Source organism: Sulfobacillus harzensis (assembly GCF_012933365.1).
Lineage (GTDB): Bacteria > Bacillota > Sulfobacillia > Sulfobacillales > Sulfobacillaceae > Sulfobacillus_B > Sulfobacillus_B harzensis.
Genome location: NZ_JABBVZ010000001.1, coordinates 68,738 through 87,389, shown reverse-complemented (window position 1 = coordinate 87,389; position 18,652 = coordinate 68,738). Strand labels below are relative to the sequence as shown.

The 18,652-nt window shown below is 59.4% G+C and carries 19 protein-coding genes; 6 read left to right on the top strand and 13 right to left on the bottom strand.

What is annotated here, in order from left to right; all coding sequences use genetic code 11:
* Positions 1–37 precede the first annotated feature (37 nt).
* The 3 genes from HIJ39_RS00500 to HIJ39_RS00490 all read right to left on the bottom strand — a co-directional run bounded on the left by HIJ39_RS00500 (position 38) and on the right by HIJ39_RS00490 (position 2,787).
* Complete coding sequence (locus tag HIJ39_RS00500; RefSeq protein ID WP_169095584.1) at positions 38–361, bottom strand: SCP2 sterol-binding domain-containing protein; 324 nt, start codon at positions 359–361, stop codon at positions 38–40.
* A 29-nt stretch (positions 362–390) separates the two neighbouring features.
* Positions 391–1,530, bottom strand: coding sequence for an acyl-CoA dehydrogenase family protein (locus HIJ39_RS00495; protein ID WP_169095582.1), 1,140 nt, complete (start codon positions 1,528–1,530; stop codon positions 391–393).
* Positions 1,531–1,809: 279 nt separating this feature from the next.
* Entirely contained in the window at positions 1,810–2,787 is a 978-nt protein-coding gene (locus HIJ39_RS00490) for a CPBP family intramembrane glutamic endopeptidase (RefSeq protein ID WP_169095580.1), read from the bottom strand.
* 57 nt (positions 2,788–2,844) lie between these two features.
* On the opposite strand from HIJ39_RS00490, the gene lexA reads away from it, so the two are divergent.
* A complete protein-coding gene (gene lexA, locus HIJ39_RS00485; protein ID WP_169095578.1) occupies positions 2,845–3,441 on the top strand; it encodes a transcriptional repressor LexA in 597 nt (198 codons plus the stop codon).
* Here the strand turns inward: lexA and HIJ39_RS00480 are convergent.
* From HIJ39_RS00480 to HIJ39_RS00470, 3 genes are all read right to left on the bottom strand, one after another.
* The gene (locus tag HIJ39_RS00480) at positions 3,438–4,541 is read right to left on the bottom strand and encodes a methionine gamma-lyase family protein (protein WP_420824552.1); all 1,104 of its coding nucleotides are present in this window, start codon (positions 4,539–4,541) and stop codon (positions 3,438–3,440) included. The two genes, lexA and HIJ39_RS00480, sit on opposite strands and share 4 nt — an antisense overlap.
* A 109-nt stretch (positions 4,542–4,650) precedes the next feature.
* A complete protein-coding gene (locus HIJ39_RS00475) occupies positions 4,651–5,256 on the bottom strand; it encodes a GTPase (protein ID WP_169095574.1) in 606 nt (201 codons plus the stop codon).
* Entirely contained in the window at positions 5,256–6,248 is a 993-nt protein-coding gene (locus HIJ39_RS00470) for an AAA family ATPase (RefSeq protein WP_169095572.1), read from the bottom strand. The genes HIJ39_RS00475 and HIJ39_RS00470 overlap by 1 nt, the downstream gene beginning before the upstream one ends.
* 157 nt (positions 6,249–6,405) lie before the next feature.
* On the opposite strand from HIJ39_RS00470, the gene HIJ39_RS00465 reads away from it, so the two are divergent.
* On the top strand, positions 6,406–7,389 hold the full coding sequence (locus HIJ39_RS00465) for a cell wall hydrolase (RefSeq protein WP_169095569.1): 984 nt from the start codon (positions 6,406–6,408) through the stop codon (positions 7,387–7,389).
* Here the strand turns inward: HIJ39_RS00465 and miaA are convergent.
* From miaA to HIJ39_RS00445, 4 genes are read right to left on the bottom strand one after another with little or no spacing between them, the layout of a single operon-like run.
* Positions 7,371–8,306 carry a tRNA (adenosine(37)-N6)-dimethylallyltransferase MiaA gene (gene miaA / locus HIJ39_RS00460; protein WP_169095566.1) on the bottom strand — a complete coding sequence of 312 codons (936 nt, stop codon included), beginning with the start codon at positions 8,304–8,306 and terminating at the stop codon, positions 7,371–7,373. The two genes, HIJ39_RS00465 and miaA, sit on opposite strands and share 19 nt — an antisense overlap.
* Positions 8,290–9,975 carry a DNA mismatch repair endonuclease MutL gene (mutL, locus tag HIJ39_RS00455; RefSeq protein ID WP_169095564.1) on the bottom strand — a complete coding sequence of 562 codons (1,686 nt, stop codon included), beginning with the start codon at positions 9,973–9,975 and terminating at the stop codon, positions 8,290–8,292. The genes miaA and mutL overlap by 17 nt, the downstream gene beginning before the upstream one ends.
* Complete coding sequence (gene mutS, locus HIJ39_RS00450) at positions 9,975–12,500, bottom strand: DNA mismatch repair protein MutS (RefSeq protein ID WP_169095562.1); 2,526 nt, start codon at positions 12,498–12,500, stop codon at positions 9,975–9,977. Before mutS ends, mutL begins: the two co-directional genes overlap by 1 nt.
* Complete coding sequence (locus HIJ39_RS00445; protein ID WP_169095560.1) at positions 12,497–13,279, bottom strand: hypothetical protein; 783 nt, start codon at positions 13,277–13,279, stop codon at positions 12,497–12,499. The genes mutS and HIJ39_RS00445 overlap by 4 nt, the downstream gene beginning before the upstream one ends.
* Positions 13,280–13,370: 91 nt before the next feature.
* On the opposite strand from HIJ39_RS00445, the gene HIJ39_RS00440 reads away from it, so the two are divergent.
* The 4 genes from HIJ39_RS00440 to HIJ39_RS00425 are packed head-to-tail and all read left to right on the top strand — an operon-like array spanning position 13,371 to position 16,792.
* Positions 13,371–14,594, top strand: coding sequence for a D-alanyl-D-alanine carboxypeptidase family protein (locus tag HIJ39_RS00440; RefSeq protein WP_338055027.1), 1,224 nt, complete (start codon positions 13,371–13,373; stop codon positions 14,592–14,594).
* Positions 14,587–15,201 (top strand): carbon-nitrogen hydrolase family protein, encoded by a 615-nt coding sequence (locus HIJ39_RS00435; protein WP_169095559.1) that lies wholly within the window; start codon positions 14,587–14,589, stop codon positions 15,199–15,201. The genes HIJ39_RS00440 and HIJ39_RS00435 overlap by 8 nt, the downstream gene beginning before the upstream one ends.
* 2 nt (positions 15,202–15,203) lie before the next feature.
* A complete protein-coding gene (locus HIJ39_RS00430; protein ID WP_169095557.1) occupies positions 15,204–16,208 on the top strand; it encodes a nitrilase-related carbon-nitrogen hydrolase in 1,005 nt (334 codons plus the stop codon).
* Positions 16,202–16,792 (top strand): DedA family protein, encoded by a 591-nt coding sequence (locus HIJ39_RS00425; RefSeq protein ID WP_169095555.1) that lies wholly within the window; start codon positions 16,202–16,204, stop codon positions 16,790–16,792. Before HIJ39_RS00430 ends, HIJ39_RS00425 begins: the two co-directional genes overlap by 7 nt.
* Here the strand turns inward: HIJ39_RS00425 and HIJ39_RS00420 are convergent.
* The 3 genes from HIJ39_RS00420 to HIJ39_RS00410 form a co-directional block, all read right to left on the bottom strand.
* Entirely contained in the window at positions 16,740–17,297 is a 558-nt protein-coding gene (locus HIJ39_RS00420; RefSeq protein ID WP_169095553.1) for a hypothetical protein, read from the bottom strand. The genes HIJ39_RS00425 and HIJ39_RS00420 overlap by 53 nt on opposite strands.
* A 12-nt stretch (positions 17,298–17,309) precedes the next feature.
* Positions 17,310–18,374 carry a glycosyl hydrolase family 18 protein gene (locus tag HIJ39_RS00415; protein ID WP_169095550.1) on the bottom strand — a complete coding sequence of 355 codons (1,065 nt, stop codon included), beginning with the start codon at positions 18,372–18,374 and terminating at the stop codon, positions 17,310–17,312.
* Positions 18,375–18,439: 65 nt separating this feature from the next.
* On the bottom strand, positions 18,440–18,646 hold the full coding sequence (locus tag HIJ39_RS00410; RefSeq protein WP_169095548.1) for a hypothetical protein: 207 nt from the start codon (positions 18,644–18,646) through the stop codon (positions 18,440–18,442).
* Between the last annotated feature and the right edge of the window lie 6 nt (positions 18,647–18,652).

Sequence of the window (18,652 nt, the reverse complement as noted above, 5' to 3'; positions counted from 1 at the left end):
AGGAGGCGGGGACGCCCCGCCTCCCTGAAATAGGATGTTAGGAAATGAGAGTCTGAAGCTTCAACGCCATGCTCATGTCGCCGGCCACCGACAGTTTTCCGCTCATGAAAGCGCTCATCGGGTTTAGGCTTCCTTGGGCCAAGGCTTTGAAGTCGTCGGCTGTCATGGTAATGGTGACCCCGGCGTTGGCCGCTTGACCTTCGGTGACCTCCGCTCCCTGGTCACTCACCGAAACATAGTAGCTGGCGGCGTCGTTTCCTGTCAGGTTGAACTGATACACGCCGCGTGAATTGGCCAGTTGCTGCGCACCCTTGGCTTCCAACCGCGTCTTGAGTTCGCTAAATACCTCTGCCGTCGTCATGAAACATCCTCCCTTTCTCTCTGGTGGGCCTAAAGCAACCGGGCCATGACCCGTTTTTGAATTTGGCTGGTGCCTTCATAGATGGACATAATCTTGGCATCGCGGAACCATTTTTCGACCGGGAAGTCACGCATATAGCCGTATCCACCTAATGTCTGAACAGCCTGGGTGGTCACTTCCATGGCCATGTCGCCGCAGAAGGCTTTGGCCATGGAACCTTCCAAGTTGCACGACTGCTGGTGATCGGCAAGCCAAGCAGCACGATACGCTAACAGGCGGCCAGCGTCAATTTTGGTGCGCATTTCCGCCAACGGGAAGGAAATCCCCTGATTCGCAATGATGGGCTTATTGAACTGCACCCGCTCCTTGGCGTATCCCAGGGCATACTCATATGCGGCGCGCGCCACCCCGACGCCGGCGATAGCGACCGTCGGTCGAGAATGCTCTAACATCTTCATGGCGCCAAGAAACGCCATGCCCTCCGGACCCAACCGATTTTCCTCCGGCACGCGGACGTTGTCAAAATGGACTTCGGCGGTGTGGCTGGCACGCAATCCGAGCTTCTTGAACTTTTTGCCGCCGCTAAGGCCAGGAGTCTTGCCGTCGACAATGAACGCCGACACACCGGCATAGCCCGCCTCAGGATCGGTTTTCGCAAATACCACGTAAACGTCGGCAATGCCGCCGTTGGTGATGAACGTCTTAGTTCCGTTGATGACATAGCTGTCACCATCTTTCACCGCTCGGGTCGACATATTGACGACGTCGGACCCCGCATTGGGCTCAGTGAGGCACATGGCCCCAAGACGCACATGGTCCGGATCAGTAAATAGTGGCAGCCACTTCTTCTTCTGTTCGTCGCTGCCCATCTCTAGAATCGGCAGACTGGCCAATCCAATGCCGCCCATGGCCGTGGCGATGCCGGCGCAACCCCAGAACAGCTCTTCGGAAATCACCAGACTGGCCATGAGGCTAGACACCCCGCTGCCCCCGTATTCTTCGGGAATGGCATAGGCCAAAAGTCCGATTTTGGCTGCCTTCTGCAGGACTTCCCACGGCATTTCTTCACGCTCGTCGTATTCCTGCGCGACCGGTCGAATCTCTTTTTCTGCGAACCCGTGCGCCCATTCGCGCAATTCTTCCAGCTCGGGAGTGAGCGAAAAGTCCATCCTGTCCTCTCCTTCCGAATACCTGCATCAAGCATTATTTTACCACGACAAATTTTGTATGAAAAGAGATCCCTCCCGAATACAAGCCTAACTTTGGGAAAAAGTTATTGTCGGAGGGAGACAATGCGTACACGACGCCAACATAATCAAAAACCACCCCAGCGGCCAATTTTTGCCAAAAGCCCCCATGCCCGAAGATTAACTGCCGCCCTTTTGGCCATGGGAGAGACAACTGGGCTCTCAGTAGGCGCCGACATAGTTGAAGACGCCCGCGAGCATCTAGCGGAGAACCCCCAGGGCGCTCAGCACGGAGATCGCATTCAGCGTCATGTGGGCAGTGGTCGACGCCACCAGTGAATCCGTGGAACGGTACAAGGCATTCAGCGCCAAACCGGCCAACGCCAAGGGCAAAAAAAGCGTGGCGTTGAGATGGGCCAGCCCAAAGACTACGGCGGAGACGATGGTGCCAAGCGCGTAGCCCCAAGCTTGGCTCAAAGACCCGAACAAGATTCCTCGAAAAAGCGCTTCCTCGGCCAAGGGCGCCAGCACAATGACCCCGAGGGCGATGGCGATGGCTGGTCCCCACCCACCCCGTGTCAGCCCCGGCGTGGTCACGAACGGGTTGTTGGCGATGACCCGAATGTGAAAGCCCCGACTTTCAACAGCTACCAAGAGGGCTGTGAGCACAATGAGACCCACCCCGGTTACAAAGCCGGCACCGACGTAGCGCCAGCTGAATCGATAGCGGGTTCGCACAAACACGCCCAAATAACGGGCCTGCAGCAAGGCTGTGAGAACCACGCCCCATTCCCAAGGAGGAGTGGAGAGATACAGCACAACCAAATCGCCCACCGTGTTCGTTGAAGGCCGCTCAAGCCGCAAACCGATTAACGACGACAAAGTCAGGGAGACCATGACCAGTAGGGCAATCCCAAACAGCGCATCCACTGGACGAAGTGGCCATTCCAACCGTTGGCGAGCCCACAGCCCGACAAGCGCGGACACAAGTGCCGTGAATATGACCCCAAGTGGATGAATGCGTCCCATGGCGGCTGTCGCGGCAAAGGTGAGGAGACCGCCAGCCACCCCGCTCACGACCGGTAGACGCAAGACATAACCCGAAAGGGCAAAGCCAAAAATTGCGATGAGCGCCCACATCAGCGCAAAACTGCTTGAGGCATGGGGAATGCCTTGTTCGGCACCCAAAGCCAACCCTAGTCCTATGAGGGCAAGCGCGCTGCGCATCGCGAATCGCATAAATGTTCACCAACAATCCTTCCCATGGTATAATATCCCACAAAAACGGGGGTTCTCATGCCTAAGCAGCGCGGTGTTGACCGCCAGTCCGATATCCTAACGTTCATTCAATCCTTCATTGACCAAAACGGCTTCCCGCCGTCAGTACGAGAAATCGGGGCCGCCGTGGGACTTAAGTCCACCGCCAGCGTTTTTCGCTATCTCAAGGCGTTGGAATCCAGCGGAAAAATTACCCATCCACCTGCCAAACGGCGCGCTTGGCGCATCGAAGACCGCCCCTCGGCCATCGAAGCACCCTTAGTCGGTCGTATCACGGCCGGCCAACCAATTCTGGCGGTCGAAAATCAGGAAGAACGATTCCGCCTATCCCCTCGCCTTTTTTCCCGGGTACCCGATTATTTTCTCCGGGTTCGAGGCGACTCAATGATTGAAGCCGGAATCTATGACGGAGACTTAGTCGCGGTTGAGTCGACAGACACCGCCGACAACGGACAAATCGTCATTGCCCTCATCGGTGAAGAATCCACTGTCAAATACTTGGAGCGTCGTGGAGGGCGTATTCGTCTATTACCCGCCAATCCCCGCTACGAGCCCATCATCGCGCCGGACATCCGGGTGATCGGGCGCGTAATCGGGTTGGTACGCTCGCTCTAGAATCCGATGGACTGGAACGCTGAATCGACTGCCAGCATCGTGTGCCAACGATTGACGCCGCCCTGCAAGTAAACGCGATAGGGCGGGCGAATCGGCGCATCGGCCGACAACTCCAGCGAACCACCGGAGACAAATCCACCCGCTGCCATGATCACCGGATGATCATAGCCTGGCATCTGCCATGGCTCGGGTTTTGCCTGGGCATCAACTGGCGACCACGCCTGAATGGCCTGGCAGAAGGCTACCACCCGGTCGGGGGACCCCAATTCGAGAGCCACCACAATATCGTTGCGCTCCTCGGCAGCCCAAGGAGGATCGGCCGGAATCCCGAGGGACGCAGCCCGCCAGCTGGCGTAGACCCCACCCATAAGAGCCTCGCCCACTAGTTGAGGCGCTAAAAAGAGGCCCTGGGCCATAAGACGAAGATAAGGAGCCGTGGCGCCAACCTCCCCGCCAATACCAGGCGCGAACAATTCCTCCGCCACCTGCTCGATGACCGAGCTCCGCCCCGCCGCATACGCTCCCGTGGGCGCCAGGGTGCCGCCAGGGTTTTTCATGAGACTCCCAATCACTAAATCCGCTCCCCAGTGGCCGGGCTCTTCGGGACGGGTAAACTCCCCATAACAATTGTCTACGACCAACAATGCGCCAAATTGGTGGGCATATTCAGCAGCCTCAACAATCGCGTCCCTTCCCCAAGACGGCCGCCCGCTATATCCCCGCGACCGCTGAACATAGACCACGTCCCCAGGCTTTAAACCGCCGGCCTCCTCAAGCGCCGTGATGTCCAGTCTCACCCCCTGCTCCGCTAATTTCTTTAAGGTGGGGCCCAACGTGTCATAGGGGATGCCGCTAACCATTACCAAGCGGCCTCCCGGATGCGTGACCGCCTTCAGGGCCGTGGCCAGGGCGTGCGTACCCGAAGCCCACTGCGGACGAATTAACCCGGCCTCGGTGCCAAAAATACGGGCCACGATACCGTCCAACAAGGCCCGTCCTCGATCGTCGTACCCATAGCCCGTGGTTCCCATGAGATCAGGAGTACTGAGACCGCTGGTGCGAAAGGCCTCCACCACTCGATAGGTGTTCTGTTGTATCACGTTCTCAATCCCGCGCCACTCTTGTTCGATCGGCGTCCAGCGTTTGTCGTTCGTGTGAAGCCCTCCCTTTATCTTCGCGATCATACACGATCGCGAAACTGGCGGGCAATTACACCAACATGCGCTGGGTCCAGCCTTTCAAATCGCGAAATCCCCGGCGGGTAATGGCCGAGGCCGGAATTAAGGCGCCGCCGCGGAATCGCTCCTTAATGAGACGCAAACCATCTTGGCTTCCCGGCTTATCCATCTTATTGGCGACCAGTAAATAGCCGGGCCGGGTCCGGCCCCATTCCACCAGAGCGGCATCAAACAACCCTGGCGCTTCGGGCCGTCGGGTGCCAGCCGCTCCGGCATCCAACACGTGAACAACCAATTCCGCCCGCATTGCCCGTTCAATGGCCAGGGCCACCTGATGACGGCGATCGGGATCATCGGCAATGCCTTCGGGTATGCCCGGCGTATCAACCGCGGTAATTTCGGGCCGTTGACGCCCAAGCGGCAGTTCCAGGTGAAGGCACTGCACGCGGGTAGTTTTGGGGGCATACAACGACACTAAATCGCGACGGGCCCGATCCAACCCCAATCGCTGCACGCGCTGCGCCCCGCCCTCATCCTCCACCTCAAGATGAATCTCCCGAAGGCCTAAATAGGCGGCAAAGTTAATTAACAGGAGCGTCTTTCCTACGTTGGGCTTGCCAATGACGCAGAGCTCCACTAAGACAGACCTCCCTCAAAGTCCTGCCAACAAAGATGCATCAAGTCGTGTCGCGTCAACGGCGTGCGCCGGGCATTGAGCCGCACCGCCTGACGGCGAATGGCGTGCTCCAGAAGGTTTCGCACCATGCGGGCGTTCCCCGCATTTTTATGCCAATAACCCTCATTGTCGGAAAGTAGGCGAAGAAGCCCCGCCTCGGCATCTTGGGACAATCGATAGTCTCGTTCTTGCACCATGCGCCGGGCAATGCGAACCAAATCTTCCGCGTTGTAGTCAGGAAAGGCCAGCCGAATAGGAAAACGCGATAAAAGCCCCGGGTTGCTGCCCATGAACCAGGCCATCTCATCTGGATATCCCGCTAATATGACAAGGAGATCGTCGCGGTAATTTTCCATCCCCGCCACCAGGGTGTCGATGGCCTCTTTGCCGAAGTCCTTCTCGCCTCCGCGTGCGAGACTATAGGCCTCATCGACGAACAAGACGCCTCCCATTGCCCGCTTAATCACGTCGCGGGTTTTCTGGGCGGTATGTCCAATGTATTCGCCGACCAAGTCGGCCCGCTCCACCTCCACTAAGTGTCCCTTGGACAACACCTCGAGCGACTTAAAGAGGCGCCCCACCATCCGGGCTACGGTTGTTTTGCCGGTCCCGGGAGCCCCAGAAAACACCATGTGAAACGACTGATGATTGCGGGTAAGGCCAACCTCGATGCGCAGCCTTTGAATTTCAACAAAGGCACGAATGTCGTGGACCACACGCTTTATTTCCTGCAGCCCGACTAAGCGATCCAAATCCGCCAGCACTTCGTCAGGTGTTTCCCGATCGGGTTCTTGACGCTCGCGACGAACGGTCGCTGGCAATGTGCCGGGAGCGGACTGAAAGCGGGCCAACAGCTGCACCGCCCGGTCAGGCGCCAAACGGCCCGCTTCAATCCAGTGAAAAACCTCTTCCTCCGACCCTGGATTCAATTCGGGCGAAACAACCTCAGACACCGTATCCCCTCCTCGCTCACATAACACTATGCGAATGGGAAGGGAAAATCTGTCCCGCTAAGCCATCAAAACTCTTTTTCGGATTTGCCAATTTTTAGCAGGCCAATTCTGCCATTATGTCGAATAACCATAGGACAAACCCGAGAGGAGTGTGTCCATGTCTGTTCTGCCGAGTATTTCGCGCCGCGCCCGCTCCCGTTGGATGGAACCCGTTGTCACGGCCGTTGGCGCTGCCATTTTAGGCCTCACGATGACTCACGCGACCCCGCGAATGCCCCAGACTTCCGATTCACCCCCTCCCCCGGAAACAAATGTGGAAACCGTTCGGACAAGCCCCCCTCCAGCCCTGGAGCAATGGACCATCGCCCGGCGCGTTCGTATCACCTTAAAGCGGGCTCCGTCACCTCCACCCGCAGGCCGCATCTACCACATTGCCTGGGGCGATACACTCTGGAGTCTCGCGCAACGCTTTCATGTCTCGGTGGCTTCCCTGGAAGTGGCCAACCACCTGTCTAATCCGGACATTGAGGCCGGCTCCTATCTCGTCATTCCCGAGGTGTACCATGTGAAGCCGGGCGACACTCTGGCCGCGGTAGCGCGCGCATTCAACGTACCACTAGTGTTGTTATGGCACGAAAACCGGCTGACCCGGGATAAGCTTCAACCGGGCCAAACACTACTTATCCCGTACACCGGCCGCATTCCCAAGGCGGAGTTCAGTGCCCCCGAGATGCGCGCGGCGCCCGCCTTGAATAATCGCGGCGGGGTGTCGCTGGCGGCCAACTTAAGCCCGGAGGACATTTTAATGCTGGCGCATTTGGTGCAGGCGGAAGCCGGCAATCAACCCTTTTTGGGGCAGGTGGCCGTCGCAGCGGTCGCGTTGAACCGTCTCAAAACCCCAGGGTATCCGAAAACATTGGACGGCGTCTTGTTTCAGCCCGGGCAATTCGAAACGGTTGCCAACGGAACGTTTTGGCAGGCACCATCGAAACAGGCGCTCGCAGCGGCCAGGGCGGCAGCCTCGGGGTGGGATCCGACGGATGGGGCGCTCTACTTCTATAATCCATCCATGACAAATGATAATTGGCTCGAAGGTCAGCCGGTCGCGGCCGTCATCGGCAATCAGGTGTTTTGCCGGTAGACCTCCAATATTTTTTCAACAGCGCGGTCCAGCGGCCACGCGCTTAAGTCCAGCCAGCGGGCGTCCTTTTCCGATCGAAACCAGGTCAGCTGACGTTTGGCAAACAGCTGGGTATGACGCACAATCAATCGATCACGCTCGTCAGCCGTCAGGCGGCCGTAGTACCAGTCAAGCGTTTCTTTGTATCCGATGGCGGACAAGGACTGCGACTGGGGACTTACACCTTGTTGGAGAAGGTGAATCACTTCATCGACCAGCCCCTTAGCCAACATGGCTTCGACGCGATCCTGGATGCGTTGACGCAGGTCAGAAACAGAGCGGGTCAAAACCCAATAGCAGGTGTTATAAGGGGAGTGTTGGGGAGCCGCACGCACCAAGCGACGCCCTGTCGTCTGAAACACCTCCAACGCCCTCACAATACGTCGATGATCATTGGGTTGAATGGCCCGATAACTCTCAGGATCAACGACGCGTAATTGCCGACGCAGACTTTCAAAACCATCGCGCTCGCCAATGGCTGTTAATTGTTGGCGCAGGGCGGTCTCACCCGCGTCTTGGGGCAGGTTGAAGTGTCGCACCAAAGCCCGAATCCAGAGCCCCGTTCCGCCGACCACAATCGGCCGTCGCCCACGGGCCCAAATGTCCTGGACGGCTGCTTGAGCCAGGCGTTGATAGTCGGCGACCGAGAAGGCCTCATCGGCACCTACGACATCAACCAAATGATGGGGGATACGTTCTCGGTCCTCACGGGACGGCTTCGCCGACCCGATGTCGAGCCCCCGATACACGGCCGCAGAGTCGCCGGAAACAATCTCCCCGTTCAGCGCTTCGGCCACCCGAAGCGAAAGTTCCGTCTTGCCGACCGCCGTCGGCCCCGCAATCACCAATAAAGGAATGCGTTCATCCGCTCCGTCCAAAGCGGCGATCGACCTCCTCCAACGTCAACACAATCATGGTGGGCCGTCCATGCGGACACCCCCGAGGATCCTCCGTGCGGGCCATGTCCTCAAGCAACGCCACCATTTCCGGATAGCTGAGCGGTCTATTAGCCTTAATCGCGGCCTTGCAGGCGGCCATGGCATAGTGAGCCTCTTCCGCCCACGACACCGGATGCAGTGACATATCACTCCCGCCCATCAACTCCAGCACTAGCCGAAACAGCCCCTGATGGCTCGCCAAATCGTGGAACGCCGTGGGAACCGCGCGAACGGCGACGGTATTGCCGCCTAACCGCTCCACCTCAAATCCCCACGTACGAATCTCCTCTTCATGCGTGGTAAACCAGCCCCACTCTTGACCAGTCAATGTTTCCGCCACGGGTACCAAGAGCGGCTGTGCGAGGCGCACCTCTTGGCCTAATCGCCGGAATCGCTCAAAGTAGATGCGTTCATGCGCCGCGTGCTGATCGATGAGACAGAGGCCTTCAGCGCCTTGCGCGAGAATATATTTCCCCTGCCATTGTCCCAACGGAACCAACTGCCGATATTGGCTGTGAAGGACTGAGGGCCCTGTTAGGGATTCGTCAAACGCCCAGCTTTGCGGAGCCCCAACCACCGCCTCCGCGCTGCTCGCGTTGGGCTCAATCCGCGGGCTGGGCGAGGTCTTCACTAAGGCATCCCGAACGAGGCGGAATAATACCGCTTTGAGAGCCTGCTCGCGGTAGATGCGCACCTCGGCTTTTGCGGGGTGAGCATTGGGATCCAGCTCATTGGCTGGCATGGTCAACCAAAACCAGAAATAGGGATATCGACGGTCCGGCAGGTTAGGTCGAAAGGCTTCCTCAACCACGGATCTAAGCCCCCAATGGCTCACCCAACGGCCATTGACATAAAAGCCCTGGCCCACCCGATTAGCCCGATGGATATGGGCTGGCGCCACAAATCCCTCGATGCGGATGCCGGATTCCGTCTCATAATCGATGGGCAGCAGCTGCGATGCGACGTCGCGGCCAAACACCGCCATAATCGCCTCGGGACGATGCCCGCGGCCTGCCGTCTGAAAAACGGTGCGGCCATCGTGAATCAGATGGAATTGAATCTCCGGCTGAGACAAGGCCAACTGTTGGACTGTTTCTTGGATGACACCAAACTCGCGTGCCGGCGTCTTGAGTCCCTTCAGTCGCGCTGGGTGCTGAGCAAAAATGTGGGACACTTCCACCTCGGTGCCGACTCCCATGGCTACCGGCTCAACCGGGGCCACGTCGCCGTAACGCACCCAGATTTGATGTCCGACCGGTGCTTCAGAGGGGCGGGACGCCAGCCGCAGTTCACTCACCGAGGATATGGCCGCCAGTGCCTCTCCCCGGAATCCCAAAGTGGTTGCGGCTTCGAGATCTTCGAGGCGGCGAATCTTGGAGGTCGTATGGCGCATTAGCGCCATCGGCAAATCCTCCCGCTCGATGCCGCTGCCATCGTCGCGCACCCGAACCCGCGCGATGCCCGACTCGACCTCCACGTGGATACGCGCCGATCCCGCATCCACACTATTCTCCACCAGTTCCTTGACCACCGAGGCGGGACGTTCAACCACCTCACCGGCGGCAATTTGATTGGCCACAATGGGGTCCAACAGATGAATTTTGCTCATTAATCCTCCTGGCCTTGAATTCGCCGATGCCACTCGGCTATCCACAACCACGCCTCGCGCGGGGATAGATCGTCCGGGGTCAAGGCACGCAACGCGTCCAAAACTGGTCCAGCCAACGGGTCGGGCTGGAAAAAATCCAGTTGCGGCGACTCGGTCGCAACAGTGGGCATCGATCCCTCCCACTGCCGCAAATGGTGCTCGGCGCGGCGAACCAGCGAGGCCGGCAGCCCGGCCAGCCGCGCCACCTCAATCCCATAGGAGCGGGATGCCTGCCCGGGGATGACCCGATGGGTAAAGACGGGGCCTTGTGGTCCCTCCAGGACCTCAACGGTCAGGTTCATTACCTGACTCATGTCGTCCGCCATCTGCGTCAATTCATGGTAATGCGTAGCGAACAGGGCAAGCGGCCCGTCCGGCATCGCCAGCCGCTCCACCACCGCCTCGGCGATGGCCAAGCCATCATAGGTGGACGTCCCTCGCCCCAACTCATCCAAAAGCACTAGACTAGCCGACGTAGCCTGGTGCAATATGGCGGCCACCTCTTCCATTTCGACCATAAAGGTGGACTGGCCCCGCACCAGGTCATCATCCGCTCCCATTCGGGTCAACACCGCATCAAACAACGGTGCTTGATACTCTTCAGCAGCAACCCAACTGCCCATTTGCGCGAGGATAACATTCTGGGCCAGCGCCCGCATAAAGGTGGATTTGCCGCCCATGTTGGGCCCCGTGATGATAAGCGTGCAATGGATGGAACTCATCCGGAGATCGCTCGTCACGTAGTGGCTCAACACGCGTTCCAGCACGGGGTGGCGGAGGCCGCGTATCAACAGGGGGCCGTCAGAAAACTGGGGGCAGTGGTACCCATGCTTGACAGCGGCTTCCGCCAGGGCCGTCAGGGCATCGACATCCGCCAGCCACGAAGCCGCCACGCTAATAGGTCCTGCCAACTCCCGGACCGATGCCTGGATACGCTCGGCCCAAGCGCGCTCCTCCGCGGACACGGACGCCTCGGCCTCGCGAATGGCTTGCTCCAACGCACTCAGTGCCTCCGAGGTAAACCGTTCCGTATGCGCCGTTGTTTGCCGCCGATGCCAGTCGCTCGGGACTGTCTTGGCCTGACTGCGCGTCACCTCCAAGTAATATCCAAAGGTACGGTGGAGCCCCACCCGCAAGCTCCCAATACCTGAACGCTCGCGTTCCTTCTGCTCAAGTTCCAAAAGCGCACCGCGTTGGTCCTCTAATAACGACCGGCAGCGATCGAGCGAGTCCGACACACCTGCGCGAATCAAGGGTCCGTCTTCCCAACGGGCGGGCACGGTCTCCGAAAACACATCCAGCGCCTCACCCAACGTCGCCAAGTCTTGCATCACAACATCCTCAAGCGGTTGCCAGACCCCTTGTTCCTCAACCAGGCGGCAAATTTTAGGCAACGCCCGAAGCGCCTGGCCAATTCCCGCCGCATCCCGGGGCCGGCCAACGCCCATGGCCATGCGGGCTCCACGCCGGCCAAGATCGCCCACCCCTCTAAGCCATTCACGGAGATCGGCCCGCTCGAGCGGGTGCGCCACCCACCAGCTGACCGCCGCCTGCCGTTGGTCGATCGCCTGTTTGTCGGTCAACGGATGCTGCACCCACTCGGCAAGCCGGCGCGCCCCCATCGGGGTCATGGTGTAGTCCAACTGGGCCAAGAGCGAATGCGGACCGTCAACCAAATCGAGCTGGCGGACAGCGCGTGGCGACAATGCCAGGCGCTGTCCAATCCCGTGGATGCGAACGTCGGTCAAATGCACAGGAGTCCGCCGCTGCATTCGCTCTAAATAGCGCCACAGGATCAAGAGAGCTTCCTGAACGGGAATCCGATCCTCCAGTCCCCAACGCCTGAGACCCGCCAACCCTAGCCGCTCCGTTAAAAGACGTTCCATTTCCGTCCGGTCCTGTCGACGGAAATAGAGCGGTTCGTCCACCCGCGTGCCAACCTCGGGGAAGTCCTCTGAATCGTTGCTCAAATACTCATCCGGGGCCCAGAGAGCCCAGAGGTCCGCGAGACTCTGCCGCTCTGCCCGGGACAACCCGACCTCGGCGATATGCAATGAACCCGTGGAGAGCTCCGCCATCACCGCAACCAAGCCCTGACGGTGACGGTAGCGAACGGCTAGCCGGGGAGAGCGACCGTCATCATCGGGAATGACCGTACCCGGCGTAAGCACGCGCACGATTTGCCGCTCCACTAGCCCCTTGGCTTGAGCCGGATCTTCCATTTGCTCCGCAATGGCGACCATGTAGCCGCTTTCGAGAAGTTTCTTCGCATATTGGTTAAGTGCATGATGCGGCACGCCACACATCGGCATGCGCCCGTCCCGCGAGGTCAACTGCAAATCCAAGAGAGGGGCGGCCACTTGCGCATCCGCATCAAAAAGCTCATAAAAGTCCCCTAGGCGGAACATCAAGAGCGCCTCCGGTTGCTCCGCCTTGAGTCGAAAATACTGTTCCAGCATGGGGGTCATCGTTCTGTTGGTGGTCATGGAGCCCCTGCCCGTCCGAGACTGGCTGCAAGCCAGAGCCCCTCTGTCAATCCGCGTTCACTTACCGAGAACTGATGGCACCCATTGGCAGTGCAAATCGCCTCTAGGATTGCCAATCCTCCCGGCAGCACCCGACGTCTCACGGCCCCTAACGGGTCTAATCGTGGATCGGCGTCCCTCACTGCTTGCTGCATGGCCCGGACGTCGTCGAGAGACAACGGGTCTCGCTGAGCCCAACGCGCCAATGCCACCGCCGTCCCCCCAACAAATACCGGCCTCTCCCCACCAGAAAAGCGCGGCCATTCGATCGACGCCTTGGGCCGGGCCGCCCCACTGGGTACACTGCAACTTCTCAGCGCATCAATCACTTCGGTGGATCCGCCTCCGACATCGACAACCACGCTGGTGTCGGGACGCTCCGCCTTTACGGCTAGCCATGCCAGCCGCCCCTCCTGCGACCCACTTAACGGCCACCATCCGCTCACCCGGCATTTAATCGCGTCCTCCAGAGCCCGATTGCGCCGCACTGCCTCGCCCCCGGCTGCTACCAGCCGGGCCCCCATCCGATGCGTTTCTGTAACCCATTCCTCCAGTACGCCCAACAACGCTTGCGAACCTGGGGAACTAAAAAGATCCATGAGCGCCTGCCGACGCAACATCGGCCGAGCGAGATCCTCGGCCATGAGGAGTGTGGAGCTGGTGGAACCAATCTTGATGACAGCCACGGGCGACACGGTCTCCCTCGTTTCTCCGCGGTCCGACGGGACCAAAAATTTCATAAACCGACATCATTGGCCCCATTATAGCAAAGGCAGGGATCGCCGATTCTGGTAAAATGGCAGATATGGTTATTATTTAGGAGGACTCAGAGTGACCCGCCGCATTCGTCCCTTGTTGTTCTCAGCCCTGGCGGCTTTGTCGTTGGCCTGGCCCTTAGGAGCTTCAGCCCCTGTGATGGCGGCCTCCGTCCCCAAAGGTCCCCCGCTTTCTGCTCAGGCAGCGATACTGATTGACGGCAATACGGGCCAAATTCTTTATGGCCGCGATATCCGGGGCGAGTTTTACCCCGCATCCATCACCAAGATTATGACCGCGTATTTGGCCATAACCCACGGCTGGAATCGCACCGTGGTGGTCTCCGAAGCGGCTCAAAATCAAATTGGCTCAAGCGCCTACCTCCGGGCGGGGGAAAAGTTGCCCATGCCGCGCGTCGTTACCGCCATGATGTTGGTGTCGGGCAACGATGCCGCCTACGCGGTCGCGCGAACCGTAGCCGGGTCGGTCCCGGCGTTTGTTCGCCTGATGAACGCCCAGGCAGCCGCCTGGGGCGCCCCCGGCATTCATTTTGATAATCCCGACGGGCTCCCCGATCCGAAGCATGTCGTAACCGCCCTGGGAATGGCCATCATTGCCCGCCACGCCATGGAGAACCCAACTTTCGCCAAGATCGTGGCGACCAAAGAGTCCACCTTGCCGCCGGATCCCAAGCCGCGGGTTTATTACAACCAAAATTTGCTGCTGTACCAATATCCCGGCGCCATTGGCGTCAAAATTGGCTACACCATTGAGGCGGATGAGACCATCGTGGGAGCGGCCAAACGCCACGGACTCTATTTAATCGAGGTGTTGCTGCATGACACGCCCAGCGGCCTCTGGCCTGACGCCGAGAATCTCCTAACCTGGGGTTTCCAACACTTCACGACCCGTACCCTGGTGCAGAATCATGCCCGTCTGGGTTCGCTCCAGGTGGGCGGCCGGCACGTTTCGGTTGCGGCCGCTGCATCCCTGACCTATGATGTCCCAAATGGGCAACCGGTTCACCCCACCGTTCGCCTCACGGCGCTTCATCCCCAGGACGGCAAACCCATCACCCGCGGACAGAAGGTGGGGGTGGCGTCTATCTCATTGGGCTCGACAGAGGTCGGCACCGTTCCCGTTGTCGCTACCCAACGCGTGGCCTCCTTACCACCCGTGGTTCATCACGACTGGACCTGGCTGGTTTTACCGATGGTCGTTCTCTTCTCGCTCGTCTCCCTATCGAGGACCAGGGCCAAAGGACGCCGCGTTCACGAAGGGAGATGGCAGCATGGCTAAACTATGGATTATCGTTGACAATCAACTGCCGCCTCCCGAGACTCACTATGATCTGGCCATTTGGCCCACGCACCAGGAACCCACAGAGGCGGAGCTTCGGTCTTGGGCGGGATGGGCCGAAACGCCGCTACTGGCCGGCAGTGTCCATACCGGAGTATGGGGCTATACGCGGGATCTCAAAGAGTGGCCTTCGAGCGATTTAAGTCTGGGTCAAGGCCGCGTGTGGCGCTTTGATGGACGCTATTTAGCCTGGCTTGACAGCATCGCTCTCCGGGTGCCGGAAACAGCTCGCGCACTTGCCCTGGCCGGGGTTGATCTGTTGATCGCAGAAAACCCGAAGACTCCCCCGACCCCCTACCAGGACCCATTGTGGCGAAGTGTCCAGGCCAACCAGATTTTCGGCCTTACAGTCGCCCCGGAGCCTTTCTGGTACCTGCCATGCGACAGCGACCCGAATGAGGAAGGATGGAGTCAACCCACCCGCGTCAGCGGGGGCTATGCGATTTCCTATGACTTCCAGGACTTGGCTCAAGCCCGGCGCCTCTTTCCCATCCATCAGGGACTGCGTGCGCCGCTGTACCGTCAAGAACGGTGGTGGGGGTCATGAACATGGTCGCGCGCCTGTCGCTGAGTGCCTATCTCGGGTTTAAGCTTGCACGGGCTGGAACCCCGCCAAGCGAGCAGGCCGCCCCAGCCCCGGTTCCCGTCGACCGCATTAAAATTGCCGCCGTCCAATGGCTCGCGGAGCCCGTCAAAAATCCCAACGAGTGGACGGAACGGGTCGAGGCTCTGTTTCGTGCGGCCGCCGCCGCCCACTGCCATCTGGTTGTATTCCCGGAATACCTGCCGATGTCCCTTCTGGGGTTGATAATGCCCGAGACAGCCGGCGCTCATACGTTGACCGACGCGACGGTGGCGGAAGTGCTCAAGGGCACCGCACGCCCGCTGTATACATTTTGGGTGCGGTGGATGGCTGCCTTTGCGCGCAAATATGGTCTGGTGACGGTCGCCGGTTCCGGCTTGGTGTTGGAGCGCGGTCGCCTCTACAATCAAACCGTGTGGTTGGACGCCCAAGGACGGATGGCTGGCAGGCAATCCAAAATGCATCCCCTGCCCGACGAGCGCCGCTGGGGCGTTGTACCCGCCACCGGACCGCTGTCCAACCCCATGCAGCCCTGGGGCCTGGCCGGCGTGGTGTGCAACGATGCCACCTATTTTGAGAGCTTTCGCATGCTAGCCCACAAAGGCGCCCGTGTTATCGCCGTTCCGATTGCCGACCCAGAATCCCGCTACACGGTGGGGAAAGCTCGGCGTGGTTGTTTTTCGGCCGTGCAAGACGTTCCTATGGTTGGGGTGGTCAGCGCCGCCACCGGACGCTTGTTTGGCATGCGGTTGACGGGCAAGGCCGGCATTTATCTCCCAGAAGAGCTGACACCGGATAGTTCGGGGGTACTGGCCGAGTCGTTGCAGCCGGTTGGCGAGGGGCTGGTCACGGGCGTGGTCTCCTTGGCACAGCTCAGCGCTTTTCGTGAACGCCATCAGGCGTCCCACCCAGTTCCGCCGGACGATTTCATGGACGCGCTCTATCACAATGAGGAGGCACAGCAATGTTAACCCATGCTACCCAAAGCATCTTGGCATTGGGCGTATTCGGTGTATTTATTGGCATGCTCTTGGAAAGTTGCTATATCCCAGTGCCGTCGGAAATCATTCTTCCTTACGCGGGATATTTGGCCTATTCGGGGCGCACGTCCCTACCCGCCGCGATGATTGCAGGCCTTCTCGGCGGTCTGGTAGGTGCCCTCATCGGTTTTTGGATTGCCCGCTATGGCGGACGCCCACTGGTTGAACGCTATGGCCGCTATGTAGGCCTACGTCGTCACGAAATGGATCGCGCCGACGCCTGGTTCCAACGCCACGGCGATGGTGCTGTCTTCTTCGGCCGCCTGCTGCCGGGAATTCGTACCTATATCTCCCTGCCGGCCGGCGTGGCCGATATGCCGGTGGGGCGGTTTCTGGGCTTTACTTTTTTGGGCGCGCTCCCTTGGACGGTGCTGTTTACGTATCTCGGATATGCCCTTGGCCCCCGCTGGAAGAGTCTCGGCCAATCAACCCATTATTTCCTGGCCGTAGTGATTGTGCTCTTCATTGTATGGATTGTCCTGACCTGGTTTCGCCGGCGAAGTCCCAAAGCATAAGCCAGGGAACGGCCATCAGCAGAACAGGCCAACTCTCCCACCAGGGCCCCAACCCCGCTGCAATCAAGGTGCGGAGCCCAATCGCCCCCATTAAAACACACTCGGCCGGCTCCAAGGTTTCCTGGAGCCACCGTGGCCAGGGGCCCATGGCCACAGCCAGCGCGATCCCGGCCATGGCCCCGGCGAGCACGGCAATGGGATTGGATCCGGCCAACACCAATGCGGCCCAGGCACTTGCCCCATCGAAGAGCGCCAGCAAGGGCGGGCGCATGGGCCGCGCACGCCGCATGCGCGCTATCGCCTGATAGCAGAGCAAGGCGCCGCTAACCAGCCACCCCACTCGGAGACCGGTAAAGGTCAAGCGGGGGATTAGCGCGAGTACCGCCAGACTGGCGATGGGCGCCATCAATCCCCAGGTGCTGGCCCTCGAGCCGCGCCAAAGCGGCGCCGCCAGTTGATATCCCAGCAGCACCGCCAACAACAACGTCCCATAATCGCTTGCCATATGGTCCCCCTCCTAGGGGATAGCGGACCAAAACGCGGGATCCTCTTGACCCAGCTCCCACAAGGAAATGCCGCCTAAGTGATATTGGCGCGCCAACGCGACCCGGGCTTTGGCGGACCGGTCGCCCATGAACCACACCACATGTGAGGTGCCATCTTTGGCGGTATAGGTGAACCGGTTTTGCGATTCCGCGGCGATGTAGCGAATGGGAACGCCATAGCTCTTGGCCATCGCTTTCGCCTCCACGTCCGGGATGGTGGGAGCCGAACCCGGTGCGCCATTATTCACCCAATCATATCCGTACATGCCAATCGCCAGAACCAGCTTTTTGGCTGGAGCCGCCTTTAAGGCCGCCTCGACGTTGGTTTTCACCCAGCCGTAGGGCGCTACGGGCCCTGGAGGACCTCCGCTGTAATGGTGATCATAGGTCATCACCACTAGGTAATCGGCGCTTTTGGCCAGCGCTGTGTAGTTGTAGGCGTTGCTTATGGAGGACGAAATTCCCGTTAAGGGAAAAACTGAAACCTCCACCGCCTTGTGCAGCGGATGAAGCTTGGCCGCCACATCCTTCACAAAGGCCGATAGAGCATCGCGGCTTGAAGGGGCCAACAACTCGAAATCAATATCCACCCCATCAAGATGGTCGGCCTTCACGACTTGGGCGATGGACGCGGCCGCTTTTTGGCGGGTTGCCGCACTCAAGAGCACCGTGTTGTTCCCACCGGCATTGATGAAAAGCGGCATCACCGAAACACGCGCCTTATGCGCCTGAACCACCAGACTATTGTCATAGCCTGTGTCATTAACCGTTCCGGCAGCGTTGACGCTAAACCAGAGCGGGCTCACGGTGGTGAGTTTGTTCTTGTGAGCATCGAACGAGCCTCGCGACTTCTTATTCTCATAAAAACCAATCACTTGAAATCGAGTGCCGCCCTGAGCCGGCATGGGGGCCGCCCGATGCGGCTTCAACGCCGCATCGATTGCCCATATCGCTAGGAGCACAACAATGACTCCGCCGACAATGAGCGCCAGGGTGCGATTTTGCCGGAGCCAGTCCCGCCAATCCTGGGTCGTCATGGCCACATCCCTCCCGTCTTTCCATTAGGATGAGATGTTGGCTATCGCTTCATGCGTTCGGAATGTTAAGGTTGGAAGGGGCGGCGGTGACGCAACCGCCGATTCTCGCGTTCTAGCGCACCAATGCGGAACCGTTGCTGCCGGTCTTGAAAGGCCACTAATTCCAAAAGAACTCGGCGACTGGCGCGCAGTCGAGTCAACTCCCGCTCCAACTGCGCTACGCGCATTTTCAGGCGCGCCACTTCCCGTTCGGAATTCTCTCGCCAAGCCACGGTCTC

Coding starts and splice junctions, on each gene's coding strand:
- HIJ39_RS00500 (WP_169095584.1), bottom strand. CDS start 361: ATGACGACGGCAGAGGTATTTAGCGAACTCAAGACGCGGTTGGAAGCC.
- HIJ39_RS00435 (WP_169095559.1), top strand. CDS start 14,587: ATGGCTAAACTATGGATTATCGTTGACAATCAACTGCCGCCTCCCGAG.
- HIJ39_RS00425 (WP_169095555.1), top strand. CDS start 16,202: ATGTTAACCCATGCTACCCAAAGCATCTTGGCATTGGGCGTATTCGGT.
- HIJ39_RS00495 (WP_169095582.1), bottom strand. CDS start 1,530: ATGGACTTTTCGCTCACTCCCGAGCTGGAAGAATTGCGCGAATGGGCG.
- HIJ39_RS00445 (WP_169095560.1), bottom strand. CDS start 13,279: ATGAAATTTTTGGTCCCGTCGGACCGCGGAGAAACGAGGGAGACCGTG.
- HIJ39_RS00420 (WP_169095553.1), bottom strand. CDS start 17,297: ATGGCAAGCGATTATGGGACGTTGTTGTTGGCGGTGCTGCTGGGATAT.
- HIJ39_RS00430 (WP_169095557.1), top strand. CDS start 15,204: ATGGTCGCGCGCCTGTCGCTGAGTGCCTATCTCGGGTTTAAGCTTGCA.
- mutL (WP_169095564.1), bottom strand. CDS start 9,975: ATGAGCAAAATTCATCTGTTGGACCCCATTGTGGCCAATCAAATTGCC.
- lexA (WP_169095578.1), top strand. CDS start 2,845: ATGCCTAAGCAGCGCGGTGTTGACCGCCAGTCCGATATCCTAACGTTC.
- mutS (WP_169095562.1), bottom strand. CDS start 12,500: ATGACCACCAACAGAACGATGACCCCCATGCTGGAACAGTATTTTCGA.
- HIJ39_RS00490 (WP_169095580.1), bottom strand. CDS start 2,787: ATGCGATTCGCGATGCGCAGCGCGCTTGCCCTCATAGGACTAGGGTTG.
- HIJ39_RS00465 (WP_169095569.1), top strand. CDS start 6,406: ATGTCTGTTCTGCCGAGTATTTCGCGCCGCGCCCGCTCCCGTTGGATG.
- HIJ39_RS00415 (WP_169095550.1), bottom strand. CDS start 18,374: ATGACGACCCAGGATTGGCGGGACTGGCTCCGGCAAAATCGCACCCTG.